9 protein-coding genes are annotated in these 13,358 nt (G+C 72.4%); 8 read left to right on the top strand and 1 reads right to left on the bottom strand.

Annotated elements, in window-relative coordinates:
* The 4 genes from AB4Z02_RS16115 to AB4Z02_RS16100 form a co-directional block, all read left to right on the top strand.
* A partial coding sequence (locus tag AB4Z02_RS16115) for a Gfo/Idh/MocA family oxidoreductase (RefSeq protein ID WP_441972206.1) occupies positions 1–393 on the top strand: 393 nt, incomplete at its 5' end.
* A gap of 10 nt (positions 394–403) precedes the next feature.
* Complete coding sequence (locus tag AB4Z02_RS16110) at positions 404–1,864, top strand: lipopolysaccharide biosynthesis protein (RefSeq protein ID WP_441972204.1); 1,461 nt, start codon at positions 404–406, stop codon at positions 1,862–1,864.
* Positions 1,865–1,939: 75 nt separating this feature from the next.
* Positions 1,940–4,078, top strand: a complete 2,139-nt coding sequence (locus AB4Z02_RS16105; RefSeq protein WP_441972202.1) for an acyltransferase family protein — start codon at positions 1,940–1,942, stop codon at positions 4,076–4,078.
* 41 nt (positions 4,079–4,119) lie between these two features.
* Entirely contained in the window at positions 4,120–5,286 is a 1,167-nt protein-coding gene (locus tag AB4Z02_RS16100) for a glycosyltransferase (protein WP_441972201.1), read from the top strand.
* A 27-nt stretch (positions 5,287–5,313) separates the two neighbouring features.
* Here the strand turns inward: AB4Z02_RS16100 and wecB are convergent, their stop codons facing one another.
* A complete protein-coding gene (wecB, locus tag AB4Z02_RS16095; protein ID WP_441972200.1) occupies positions 5,314–6,381 on the bottom strand; it encodes a non-hydrolyzing UDP-N-acetylglucosamine 2-epimerase in 1,068 nt (355 codons plus the stop codon).
* Between the two features lie 98 nt (positions 6,382–6,479).
* Here wecB and AB4Z02_RS16090 point away from each other — a divergent pair, with 98 nt between their 5' ends.
* The 4 genes from AB4Z02_RS16090 to AB4Z02_RS16075 all read left to right on the top strand — a co-directional run bounded on the left by AB4Z02_RS16090 (position 6,480) and on the right by AB4Z02_RS16075 (position 13,347).
* On the top strand, positions 6,480–7,538 hold the full coding sequence (locus AB4Z02_RS16090) for an LLM class F420-dependent oxidoreductase (RefSeq protein WP_441972198.1): 1,059 nt from the start codon (positions 6,480–6,482) through the stop codon (positions 7,536–7,538).
* 112 nt (positions 7,539–7,650) lie between these two features.
* Complete coding sequence (locus AB4Z02_RS16085) at positions 7,651–8,817, top strand: acyl-CoA dehydrogenase family protein (protein ID WP_441972196.1); 1,167 nt, start codon at positions 7,651–7,653, stop codon at positions 8,815–8,817.
* A 101-nt stretch (positions 8,818–8,918) separates the two neighbouring features.
* Complete coding sequence (locus AB4Z02_RS16080) at positions 8,919–11,669, top strand: helix-turn-helix transcriptional regulator (RefSeq protein WP_441972194.1); 2,751 nt, start codon at positions 8,919–8,921, stop codon at positions 11,667–11,669.
* A 151-nt stretch (positions 11,670–11,820) separates the two neighbouring features.
* The gene (locus AB4Z02_RS16075; protein ID WP_441972192.1) at positions 11,821–13,347 is read left to right on the top strand and encodes an MFS transporter; all 1,527 of its coding nucleotides are present in this window, start codon (positions 11,821–11,823) and stop codon (positions 13,345–13,347) included.
* Positions 13,348–13,358: the final 11 nt, after the last annotated feature.

The raw sequence follows: 13,358 nt of genomic DNA, 5'->3' as shown, positions 1-13,358 counted from the left end.
GTCGTCGGGCAGCTCAGCGGGGGAGCGGTGACCAGCCACCTGGTGAACTGGCTGTCGCCGCTGAAGGAGCGGGTCACGATCATCACCGGTGAGCGTGGCACCTTCGTGGCCGACACCCTGACCGCTGACCTCACGTTCTACGCCAACGGCGAGATCGCCACGACGTGGGACGCGATCGCCAAGTTCCGTGGGGTGTCCGAGGGTGACGTCGTCCGGTTTGCCATCGCCAAGCCCGAGCCGCTGCGGGTCGAGCACGAGAACTTCCGTGACGCGGTGCTCGGCAAGGACGCCGACATCGTCACCATGGAGCAGGGCCTGACGACCGTGCGTGTCGCCGAGGCCTGCATCGAGTCGGCCACCACCGGACAGACCATCTCGCTGACCCAGGCCTGAGGGCCCCTCGGTGCGGGGCGTGCTGGGCCACCTGAGGTTGCGCGTCCCCCCGACGCGTGAGGCCGCCGACCAGTCGATGGGCGGGCAGGCGGCCCTGTCGACCCTCGGGGTCGTCGTGCAGGGGGTCGTCAGGTTCGTCTACAGCGTCCTGGTCGGCAACACCTTCGGCAAGCTGGTCCTCGGCGCGGTCAACTCCGGGATCTCCCTCGCACTCTTCGCGAGCCTGCTCGTCCCCAGCGCCACGGCGATGGCGGCGAGCAAGCACGTGGCCCGTGCGCGCGGAGCCGGAGACCTCGAGGAGGGCGACCGGGTCGCGGGCTACCTGGGGCGCCTGACGCTGCTCGCGATGGCCGTGCTCGGCCTCGGGGCGGCGGTGCTCGCGCCGCCGCTGCTCGGGCTCGGGGTGCTGGAGTCCGTCCTCACCGGGGCGCTCGCCGTCACCTACTCTGGCTACGTCTTCGTCCGCGGCTTCCTCTTCGGGGCGGGCCAGGTCGTGCGGGCCACCGTCTGGGACGTCCTCTCGTCGGTGCTCGCGCTGGCCGGGCTCGCCGCCGTCGTCCTGGCCGACACCACCGCGTGGCTGCTCCTGCCCCTCGTGCTCGGGTACGGCGCGTACTGCGCCGTGAGCTGGCCCCGCGGGCGCTCCGGTGGCGTCGCCCCGGAGCTGCGGCGCGAGATCCGCGGCTTCGTCGTGCTCACCCTGGTCAACAGCGTCGCCACCGGCGGCTTCCTGCAGCTGACCATGGTCGCCGCCCAGTTCTGGGACCGCACCAACGCCGGGTCGTTCGCCGCCGCGCTCTCGCTGGCCACCCCGGCATCACTGGTGTCGCGGTCGCTGACCCTCGTGCTGTTCCCCAGCCTGTCGGCCGCCCACGGCCGCGGTGACCTCGTCGGTGCCCGGCAGCGGACCGACGCCGCCACCCGGGGCCTGGTCGTCCTCAGCCTCGCGACCTTCGGGCCGTTGATGCTGGTCAGCCCCCTGCTCATCGACCTCTTCTACCGCCGCGGCGGGTTCGACGAGGCCAAGCTGCTCCTGCCGGTGCTGCTCGCCGCGGTGCTCGTCACGAACGTCGCCGCCGGCGCCATCAACAGCCTGCTCAGCCGGGAGCACCGCTACAGCCGCATCGTGGTCACGGCCAGCATCGTCGGCGCTGTCGTCGGCATGACCTGGTGGGCGCTGCGCGCGCCGTCCGACGGCGTGGCGCAGGTCGCCACCGGGTTCCTCGTGGGGTCGGCCGTCGTGGGCCTGTGGCCGGTCGTGGCCGTCTGGGTGCTCGACCGGCACGCCTGGTCGGCCCTCACCCTCCGGTTCCTCGTGGGGTGCGGCGTGCTCGCCGCCGCCGTCTGGTGGCAGCAGTCCACCGACATGTCGGGGCTCGCCCAGGTCGGGACGGCAGTGGGGTTCGTGGCCCTCTGGCTCGCAGCCAGCGCCGGCGACGTACGCCGCCTCGCGGCCGCTGCACGCAGGTGACGGTGGAGGGGCGTTCAGGTTGCCGCTGCTAGCATCAGAACCCATGTCTGCGCTCTACCCCGCTCTGCCCTGCTGATGGCGCAGCTGACCGCCCCCACGGTCGAGCGCCAGGAGGACCCGGCCGCGCCGCCGCCCCTGGACCGCTCGCGGTTCCGCCCCGACATCGAGGGTCTTCGGGCCATCGCCGTCGGCAGCGTCCTGCTCTGGCACGCCGGGGTCCCTGGCATCCCGGGCGGGTTCGTCGGCGTCGACGTCTTCTTCGTCATCTCCGGCTACCTCATGACCAACCTGCTCGTGCGCGAGCTCGAGCAGCGAGGCCACATCTCGTTCCGCGGCTTCTACGCGAGGCGCGCCAAGCGGCTCCTGCCCGCCGCGTCGTTCGCCCTCGTCTGGGTCGCGATCCTCACGGTGCTGCTGTTGCCGAAGATCCGGTGGGCCGAGGTCGGCAAGGACGTCGTCGCCAGCGGCCTCTACGGCATCAACTGGCGGCTGGCCAACGGCTCGGTCGACTACCTCGCCGCGCACGCCGCTCCGAGCCCGGTCCAGCACTTCTGGTCGCTGGCGGTGGAGGAGCAGTTCTACTTCATCTGGCCGCTGGTGCTGGCGGTCATCGGCGTGCTGGCGCGTCGGCGGGCCTCCAAGCGGGGTCCGGTCGTCATCGGCCTGTGCCTCATCGCCATCCCGTCGTTCCTGTGGTCGGTCTACTACACCGCTGCGGCACCGGAGAAGGCCTACTTCGTCACGACGACGCGGCTGTGGGAGCTGGCGGTCGGCGGCCTCGTCGCCGTGCTCGCACCCACCCTGCTGCGGGTGCTGCGGCCGGTCGTCGCTGCCGCGGTTGGGTGGCTTGGACTGGTGGCGGTGGTCGTCACCATCCTCGTGCTCCAGTCGAGCGTGCCGTTCCCCGGCGCCATCGCTGCCGTCCCGATCCTCGGCACCGCGGCCGTCATCGCCGTGGGCCCCTCGGCGGGACGGCACGGCCCGGTCGCGGCGCTGCGCGCACCGGTCATGCAGTTCCTCGGCAAGCTGTCGTACTCCCTCTACCTGTGGCACTGGCCCCTGCTCGTGGTGGCGGCCGCGGTGCTGCTCGACAAGCCGGGGTCCCTCGACCCCTGGCGCGGCCTGCTCGTCGTGGTGCTGTCGGTCATCCCGGCGTGGATCTCGTTCAAGCTGGTCGAGGAGCCGGTGCGTCGTCGTCGTCCGTCGCCGACGTCGCCGCACACCTGGCCGCTGCGCCTGGGCCTGGTCTGCACGATCGTGTCGGTCGTGGCCGGGGTGGGTGTCTACACCGCCTCGTCGGTGGTCAACCGCCCGCTGAAGATGGTCGCGGGGCAGAAGTACGGCGCGCAGGTGCTGCCCGACCAGCCACGAGACTCGGCGCAGGGGCAGCCGGTCGACGACCCGGGTCGTTTCCTGCCCGGCATCACCGCGGTCCGCAACGACATCCCGAGCGTCTACGCCGACGGCTGCCACGTGAAGGACAACGACTCCCCGGTCGCCAAGGGCTGCACCTACGGCAACCGCAACGGCAGCTTCACGGTCGCGGTGGTGGGCGACTCGCACGCCGCCCAGTGGGTGCCGACGTTCCAGGCCCTGGCGAAGACCAAGGGCTGGAAGGTCCTCGCCTACACCAAGTCGGGCTGCCCGCTGGCCGACGAGACGGTGCCGCTCGGCAAGGACGAGCGCCCCTACACCGGCTGCGACGGCTGGAACAAGGACGTCACCTCCAAGCTCCTCGTGGCCAAGCCGGACGTCGTGGTCACCTCCGCCACGGAGTACCCCGTCATGGACGGCACCAAGGTCCTGGGCAAGCAGGTCAGCGACACCCGCATGGTCCAGGGGCTGCGCCGCAGCTGGGGCAGGCTCACTACGGCCGGCATCCGCGTGCTCGCCGTCGCCGACACCCCCCGTCCCGGGTTCGACATGGCCGACTGCGTGTCGTCCCACGAGGGCGCCCTCACCGCGTGCGCGCTGCCCCGGACCAAGGCTTTCAAGCTGGCGGGCTCCACGATCACCAAGGCCGCGGCCGGACAGAAGGACGTCCGGCTCGTGAACCTCGGCGACTTCATCTGCCCCGACACCCGCTGCGCGCCGGTGATCGGCAAGGTGCTGGTCTACCGCGACACCGACCACCTCACGGCCACCTATGCCCGCACCCTCGCCGACCGCATGTACGCCGCGATGGGCCCCTTCGCCCAGCCGGCGGCCCGGTAGCGCGGGGAACGGCTCCGCGCGTCCTCGGTAGGGTGACGGCCGTGCCCAAGCCGACCGTCTGCATCGCCACCCGCCTGTTCACCCCGGAGGTCGGCGCCGCAGCCTTCCGCCAGCGGGTGCTGGCCGACTCCTTCCATGCCCTCGGCGCCCGCGTCGACGTGCTCACGACGGTGCCGCCGACCGGAGACATCGACGACGGCGACCTGCACGTCTCCCGGTGGCCCGCCCTGCGCGACGAGAACGGCAACATCCGCGGCTACGTCCAGTACCTCAGCTACGACCTGCCGCTGGCGCTGCGCCTGCTGTTCCGCCGGCGTCCCGCTCTCGTCGTCGCGGAGCCGCCTCCCACCACCGGCCTGGTGGTGCGGATGGCCGGCATGCTGCGCCGCACGCCGTACGCGTACTACGCCGCCGACGTCTGGTCGGACGGCGCCGCGAGCGTCGCCGCACCCAAGGTGCTCGTGTCCCTGCTGCGGCGGATGGAGTCGTGGGTCCTTCGCGGCGCGGTCCTCACCCTGGCCGTCTCCGAGGGCGTCGCGGAGCGGGTCGCGCTGCTCGGCGTGCCCGAGGACCGGATCCTCGTGGTGGGCAACGGCGTGGACACCGACGTCTTCACCACCGAGGGTGAGCGGGAGGGCCTCGGGGACCCCTACTTCGCCTACACCGGGACGATGTCCGAGTGGCAGGGCGCCGACGTCTTCGTCCGCGCGCTGAAGACCGTTCGCGAGACCCACCCGACCACGCGGTTCGTCGTGCTCGGCCAGGGCAGTGAGCTGCCCGCCCTCAAGAGGCTCGCCGAGGAGCTCGTGCCCGGCGCGGTCGACTTCCGGGGCGTCGTCCCCCCGGCGGAGTCGGCGAAGGTGCTGCGTGGCGCGGTGGGCGCGCTGGTCTCGATCAAGCCCGGCCTCGGCTACGACTTCGCCAAGCCCACCAAGATCTACGCCGCCACCGGCTGCGGCACCCCGGTGGTCTTCGCCGGCGAGGGTGCCGGCCGCGCGCTGGTGACCGACGAGGAGCTCGGTTGGGCACCCGGCTACGAGGACGAGGCCGTGGCGCAGGCGTTGACTGCGGCCCTCGATGCCGCCGCGGCGGGACAGGTCGACCGTGACCGCCTCGCGGGCTGGACCCGCGAGCACGCGTCGCTGTCGGCGGCGGCACGCCACGCGGCCGAGGCCACCCTGGCGGCGGCAGGCGTCAGCCCGCGCTGAACCGGCGCCTCACCGGTGGGAGCAGCCTCAGCGGCGTGAGCCGGCGGCGATGGCCTCCACCGCGCGGACGGCGGCGTGCCCGTCGCCGTACGGTGCGGACTCGGTGGGCTGGGGAGCAGGCCGGGTGACCGCGTCGGCCAGGGTGGAGACATCGGCAGCGAGGACGTTCCAGCCCAGGTCGACCGTCTCGGTCCACTCGGTCTCGGTGCGCACCGTGGTGCACGGCACGCGCAGGAGGAAGGCTTCCTTCTGCAGGCCACCGGAGTCGGTGATGACGCCGGCGCTCGACATCGCCGCGCGCACGAGCGCGGGGTAGGGGAGCGGGTCGGCGACCTCGACCGCACCCTGCGCCAGGTCGAGGCCCTGCTCGGCGGCGCGGGCCCGCAGCCGGGGGTGGGCGAGGAGCAGCACGGGGGCGTCGACCTCGGCCAGGGCCTTGACGATGCCGGCGAGGCGGTCGGGGTCGTCGGTGTTCTCGGCCCGGTGGAGCGTCGCGACGTAGTAGCGCCCTGCCGGGTCGATGGTCGACGGCAGCTCGGGCTCGCGCTCGGCCACGGTGTCGCGGACCTTGAGCAGCACGTCGGTCATGACGTCGCCGACGAGCACGCTGCTCTCGGAGAGGCCCTCGTGCGCCAGGTGGGCCATGGCGACCTCGGTGGGTGCGAGGCACAGGTCGGCGGCGTGGTCGGTGAGCACGCGGTTGTGCTCCTCGGGCATGCGGCGGTTGAACGAGCGCAGGCCGGCCTCGAGGTGGGCCAGCGGGATGCCCATCTTCACCGCGGACAGGGCGCCGGCGACGGTGGAGTTGGTGTCGCCGTAGACGAGCACCCAGTCGGGGCGGTGGGTCTCGAGGACCTCGTCTATCCCGGCGAGCATCGCCCCGGTCTGGCGGCCGTGCGTCGCCGACCCGACGGCGAGGTGCACGTCAGGGGCGGGGATGCCCAGGTCGCGGAAGAAGACGTCCGACATGTTGATGTCGTAGTGCTGCCCGGTGTGGACGATCACGTGCTCGTCACCGCGGGCGGTGAGCTGCTCGGCGATCGGGGCGAGCTTGACGAACTGGGGGCGGGCACCGACGACACTGAGGATCTTCACGAGTAGGCACCCTACTGGCCGCCGGGGCCCCTGCAGGGACGCACACCGCACCCTAGGGTTGGGGAGACCTCACCCCCCGGCTCGTCGCAGGAGTACGCATGAAGTTCGGACTGTTCGTCCCCCAGGGCTGGCGCATGGACCTCGTCGGCATCGACCCCGCCCAGCACTGGGGCGTCATGGCCGGGCTCGCCCGCCGCGCCGACGCCAACGAGGACTGGACCTCCATCTGGGTCTACGACCACTTCCACACGGTGCCCGAGCCCAGCGAGGAGGCCACGCACGAGGCGTGGACCCTCATGGCAGCCTTCGCGGCGGTCACCGGGCGCGTCCGGCTCGGCCAGATGTGCACGTGCATGAGCTACCGCGAGCCGACCTACCTCGCCAAGGTGGCCGCGACGGTCGACGCCATCTCCGAGGGCCGCGTCGAGATGGGCATCGGTGCCGGCTGGTACGAGCACGAGTGGCGGGCCTACGGCTACGGCTTCCCGCGGGCGGGGGAGCGCATCAAGCGCCTCGAGGAGGGCGTGGAGATCTTCCGCCAGATGTGGACGACGGGGTCGGCCACGCTCGACGGCGAGCACTACCAGGTCGACGGTGCGCTGTGCCGGCCCCAGCCGCTGCAGGGGACCACCGTGCCGGGCTCCAGGACCAACGGCATCCCCATGTGGATCGCCGGCGGCGGGGAGAAGAAGACGCTGCGGATCGCGGCGCAGTACGCCGACTACACCAACTTCGACGGGTCGCCGGAGGGGTTCGTCCACAAGAGCGAGATCCTCAAGGGCCACTGCGACGACCTCCGGCGCGACTTCGGCGAGATCGTGCGCAGCGCCAACTACAACGTCGTCATCGGCCGGGACGAGCGCGAGGTGCAGAACCGCCTGGAGTGGATCCGCGAGCAGTACCTGCGCGCCGGCCTCACCCCCGAGAAGGCCGACGACCAGGTCAAGGCGGCTGCGAGCGGACCGGCTGTCGGCACCCCGGAGCAGATCGTCGAGACGTTCCGCGCCATGCAGGACAAGGGCATGACCTACGCCATCACCTACTTCGCCGAAGCGGCCTACGACACCTCGGGCATCGCGCTCTTCGAGAGCGAGGTGCTGCCCGAGCTCGTCGACCGCGAGGAGCACGGCCACCTCTGGCACCTCGGACGCCGCTGACGAGGGTCGCCGCTGTCCCGGCCCGGCCGCGCCGGGTCAGCACGGTGGGCGCGTGGCCGGGACCACACCGGGAGGCGGCGCCGAGCGGCATACCAGCGGGTAACCTGATCCTGTGAGCACTGGGAACCCCGACTTCGACCTCTTCCGGATCTCCGAGGACCACGAGGCGCTGCGTGAGGCGGTGCGCGCGGTCGCGGAGGACAAGATCGCGCCGTACGCGGCCGCCGTGGACGAGGAGGCCCGCTACCCGCAGGAGGCGCACGACGCCCTCGTGGCGTCCGACTTCTTCGCCCCGCACATCGCCGAGGAGTACGGCGGCGTCGGCGCGGACGCGCTCGCGACGTGCATCGTCATCGAGGAGGTGGCCCGCGTCGACGCGTCGGCCTCCCTGATCCCCGCGGTCAACAAGCTCGGCACCATGCCGCTGATCCTCGCGGCGAGCGAGGACGTGAAGAAGCGCTACCTCACACCCGTCGCGGCGGGGGAGTCGACGTTCTCCTACGGGCTGTCCGAGCGGGAGGCCGGTTCCGACACCGCCGCCATGCGGACCCGCGCGCGGCGCGACGGCGACGACTGGGTGCTGAACGGACAGAAGTCCTGGATCACCAACGCCGGCGTCTCCGACTACTACACGGTGCTCGCCGTGACCGACCCGGAGGGCCGCCGCGGCGCCAACGTGAGCGCGTTCGTCGTCGAGAAGTCCGACGCCGGCTTCACGTTCGGCGAGAAGGAGCGCAAGCTCGGCATCAAGGGCAGCCCCACCCGCGAGCTGCACTTCGACAACGTGCGCATCCCCGGCGACCGCATCGTCGGTGCCGAGGGCGAGGGACTCAAGATCGCCCTGCGCACCCTCGACCACACCCGCGTCACCATCGGCGCCCAGGCCGTCGGCATCGCCCAGGGCGCGCTCGACCACGCGGTCGCGTACGTCAAGGAGCGCAAGCAGTTCGGCAAGCACATCGCCGAGTTCCAGGGCATCCAGTTCATGCTCGCCGACATGGCCATGACCGTCGAGGCCGCCCGGCAGATGGTGTACGTCGCGGCCGCCAAGTCCGAGCGCGGCGACAAGGACCTGCCGTTCTTCGGCGCCGCCGCCAAGTGCTACGCCTCCGACGTCGCCATGCAGGTGACCACCGACGCCGTGCAGCTGCTCGGCGGCGCGGGCTACGTCCGCGACTTTCCGCTCGAGCGGATGATGCGCGACGCCAAGATCACCCAGATCTACGAGGGCACCAACCAGGTCCAGCGCGTCGTGATGGCCCGCCAGCTGCTCGGTTAGGCAGCGAAACCGGCGCCCTGCACGCAGAGACCACAGACCGGGTTCAGCCGGGCGGCTGCGGGTCGTACCGGGGCGGCACGGCCCGGCGGTACTGTCGACGGGTGCTGCACGGCCGTGAGCCCGAACGCGCGCGTCTTGCCGCCCTGGTGGACCAAGCACGCGCTGGCACCGGCGCCGTCGTGGTCCTGGTCGGAGAGCCCGGGGTCGGCAAGAGCGCCCTGTTGCACGACCTGGCCACCGAAGGAGACCGCTCCGGTGGAGCTGGGGACGTCCGGGTCCTGCGCACTGCTGGCGTCGAGTCCGAGTCACCGCTGCCGTACGCGGCGCTGTACCGCCTGCTGCGTCCCGTCGTGAGCTTCGACCACCTGCCCGGCCCTCAGGCGAGGGCGTTGCGGGTCGCGTTCGGCCTGGAGGACGGACCTGCTGTGGAGCCGTTCCTCGTCGGGGTCGCCACCCTGTCCGTCCTGACGGACGCAGCAGAACCCGGTCACCCGCTGCTGGTGGTGGTCGACGATGCGCACTGGCTCGACTCGGCGTCCGCGGACGCGTTGCTGTTCGCCGCCCGCCAGCTGGCCGCGGACCCGGTGGCCATGGTGTTCGCCGCGCGCACCGGCGACACGGCAGGACGGGAGTTCGCCGCGGCCGGACTGCCGGTCCTGCAGGTCGACGGGTTGGATGACACGGCCGCCCGGCAGCTCCTCGACCAGCGTGGCGGAGAGCCCGTGTCGGGCGAGGTTGCCGAGCGCCTGGTCCGCGAGACCGGCGGGAACCCGCTCGCGCTGCTCGAGCTGCCCACCGGGCTCAGCAGCGAACAGCTGCAGGGAATGGCGCCGTTGCCGCCGCGGCTCGCGTTGACCGCAGGGGTGGAACGCGCGTTCCTCGACCGGTGTCGACGCCTGGCCCCCCGGGTGCAGACCCTGGTGCTGGTGGCGGCTGCCGATGCGACCGGACGGGTCGGCACCGTCCGGGAGGCGGCCGCCGCCCTCGGTGCCGACGCGGCCTCGTGGGATGACGCGGAGCGAGCCGGCCTGCTCTCGGTCACCGGGGACGTCGTGGCTGTCCGGCACCCGCTGGTTCGGTCGGCGGTGTACCAGGCCGCGACCAGCTTCGAGCAGCGCCAGGTGCACCGCGCGCTCGCGCAGGCGGTCGGCGCCGATGACCCGGACCGGGCCACCTGGCACCGCGCCGCGGCAGCCGACGGACCCGACACCGACGTGGCCGGCGCCCTTGCCGACGTGGCCGTCCGGGCCGAGCAGCGCGGTGGCCACCGAGCCGCAGCGGACGCGTTCGAGCGCTCGGCCGCCCTGACCGCAGACGAAGCGGACCGAGCGACCCGCCTGTTCGGCGCCGGGCGCACCGCATGGGCAGCCGGACAGGCAGTCCGTGCCCGCGCCCTGGCGTCCTCCGCCCGCGAGCTCGCGGTCGACCCGTCGCAGCGAGCCGACGTCGACCGGCTCCGCGCCCGCATCGAGGTCAACGTCGGGTCCGCTGTCGACGCCCACCGCATCTTCACCGTCGCCGCGCGCACCGTTGCCGACCACGACACCGGGCGCGCCCTGGAGATGGCCTGCGCGGCCGCCCTGAACCGCACTTACGGCGCCGACAGCGGAGCCACCCTGGGTGCGGACGTGCTCACGCGGCTGCTGGCTCCGACCGAGCAGGACTCACCACGGACCACCTGCCTGCGGCTGCTGCTCAGGACCCTCACCGCGTCCGGGGACCAGGACTGGGGTCGGACCACTCCCGCCCTCGAGCAGGCCCTCGACGCCGGGCGGGAGGTGGAGGACCTGGACGTGATGGGCAACCTCGGCAACACCGCCCTGCACCTGGGCCATGACGAAGGAGCTCGCTTCTACTACTCGGCCATGGAGGCCGCCGCGCGCGAGGCGGGCGCCGGCATGGTCGTCATCTACGCCCTCGAACGGCTCATGTTCGCCCAGCTCCCCGCCGGATCATGGACGGCGGTGCGCAGCTCTGCCGATGAAGCGCTCACCTTGGCACGCAGCGTCGGCCAATGGCCGTTGACCGCCGCGCCGCTCGCCTGCCTGGCCCTGCTTGCGGCCCTGACCGGCAGCGAGGATTACGACCAGCACGTCGCTGACCTCGAGGACGTCGTCGCCCGGCACCCGTTGGGCATCATGACCGGCCCCGCACAGGACGTCGGCCGATGGGCCAAGGCAGCCCGCGCGACCGCGCACGGCGATGCTGCAGCAGCGCTGCACCACCTCTCGGGACTGAAGGTCCCTGCCCTGCACCGGCTCGCCACGGTCGACCGCCTCGAAGCCGCCGTACGGGCGGGCGACACCCCCCGAGCCCGCGCCTGGGTCGAGGAGCTCGCCCCTTTCGCCGAGGGAACCGGCCTCCCGTGGGCCCTCGGCGCCGTCCACCTCGGTCACGCCCTGACCGCGGTGGACCCGGCTGAAGCCACAGTGGCGTTCGAGCGGGCGGTCGGCCACTACCGCAACGCCGGACGACCCTACGACCTCGCACGGACCCAGCTCGCGTACGGGGAGTTCCTGCGTCGCAGCAACCGCCGCGTCGACGCGCGCACCCACCTGCGGCCGGCACTGGAGACCTTCACCGAGCTCGGCGCCAGCCCGCTGGTGGAGCGCGCCACCCAGGAGCTGCGCGCCTCCGGCGAGACCGCCCGCAAACGGGACCCGTCCACGCTTCTGAACCTGACCCCCATGGAGCTCAAGGTCGCCCAGCTGGTCAGCACCGGCCTGTCGAACAAGGACGTCGCCGCCCAGTGCTGGGTGTCACCGCGCACGGTGGCGTTCCACCTGCGCAACGTCTTCACCAAGGTCGGCGTCAGCTCCCGCACCGAGCTCGCCCAGCTCGACCTCAGCTGACCCCTCACTGCAGCCCACGGCAACAGGCTCCTGCTGCACCCCGGCCATTTGACCGGCGCGAGCAGCGCGCGCTCGGACGACGGTGGTCATCGCCCCACCAACAGCCCGACCCGGTGGTGGGTCGCCAACCGAGACCGCCCAAGGAGTTGTCATGCACGCCAAGCCCACCGCTGAACCGCTCGCGGTCCACACCGCGACCACCCAGCCCGCTCCGCACACCCCCACCCACCACCGTCACGCACCCACACCTGTCCACCACGGCGTCGAAGCGCAGGGGCCGCGCAGGTCCTGGGTCGTCCTGGCCCTGGCCCTCGCCGCGCAGATCCTCGTCGTCCTGGACATCTCCGTCGTCAACACGGCCCTGCCGACCATCGGCCGCGACCTGCACCTGAACGGGTCCGACATGCAGTGGGTCGTCACCGCCTACCTGATGATGTCCGGCGGTGGCCTGCTGTTCGGCGGTCGCGTCGCCGACCTGCTGTCCCGCAAGTGGGTGTTCCTGACCGGTCTGACCGTGTTCACCATCGCATCCATCGTCAGCGGATTCGCCGGCAGCGCAGGCGAGCTCATCGCCGCGCGCGCCGGACAGGGCCTCGCCGCAGCGCTGACGACCCCGGCCGCGCTGTCGATCATCATGACCACGTACGCCGGCGCGCAGCGCCGCCTGGCGCTGACCCTGTGGGGTGCCGTCGGGTCCCTCGGCGTCGCCGCCGGGGTCCTGCTCGGCGGAGCCCTCACCACCTGGGCCGGATGGGAGACCATCTTCTTCATCAACGCCCCCATCGGCGCCGTCGCCCTGGTCGCCGGGCTCAAGATCATCCCGGCCGCCACCACCCCTGCCGTCACCCTCAAGCAGTTCGACGTCGTCGGTGCCGCTGCCGTCATCGGCAGCCTCGCCACCCTCGTCTACGGACTCGGGGCCACCGAGCAGCACGGCTGGCTCTCCGCCCGCGTCCTGGCGGCCTTCGCCGCCTCGACGGTCCTCGGCGTGGCGTTCAAGGTGCGCGAGGGCAGGGCCACCAGCCCGCTCGTCCCGCCGCACACGTGGAAGGTCAAGTCCCTCGTGTCCGGCACCACCGTCATGCTCGGCGTCAGCGGCATCCTGGTCGGGACCGTGTTCCTCGCGTCCATCTTCGTCCAGACCGTCATCGGGTACTCCGCCATCCAGGCAGGCGTGGCGTTCGTCCCGTTCGCCCTGGCGATCACCGCCGGTACCGTCGTCGCCAGGCACGCCATGGCCCACGGCACCCCGCGGGCCATCGCCGCTGTCGGCCTGGTCATCGTGGCCGCAGGAGCGCTCCTGCTCTCCCAGGCGTCCGCCGGGTCCGCCTTCGCCACCGGCGTCCTGCCCGGCCTGGTCGTCATCGGCCTGGGCGTCGGCATGGTCTTCGCCCCCGTGTCCGTCACCGCCATGGCCGGCATCCCTGCGCAGCACGCCGGGATGGCGTCCGGGTTCCTCATGACCGGACACGAGGTCGGTGCCGCCCTCGGCGTGGCCGTCCTGTCCGCAGTCGCCAGCACCGCCGGCAGCCTGGCCAGCGCCACCGGCGTCGTCGACGGCTTCGACCGCGGGTTCCTCGCCGCCGCCGGCATCGCCGTCCTCCTGGCCGTGTTCGCCTACCTGCGGATGCCCAGCCAGCGCGTCGAAGGCGGCGCGGGAATGCACATGCACCACTGAGCCGACCAGCA

The organism is Pedococcus sp. 2YAF34 (assembly GCF_052114585.1).
GTDB lineage: Bacteria > Actinomycetota > Actinomycetes > Actinomycetales > Dermatophilaceae > Pedococcus.
The sequence above is the reverse complement of the archived record's forward strand: the minus strand, read 5'-3'. Positions and strand labels throughout refer to the sequence as shown.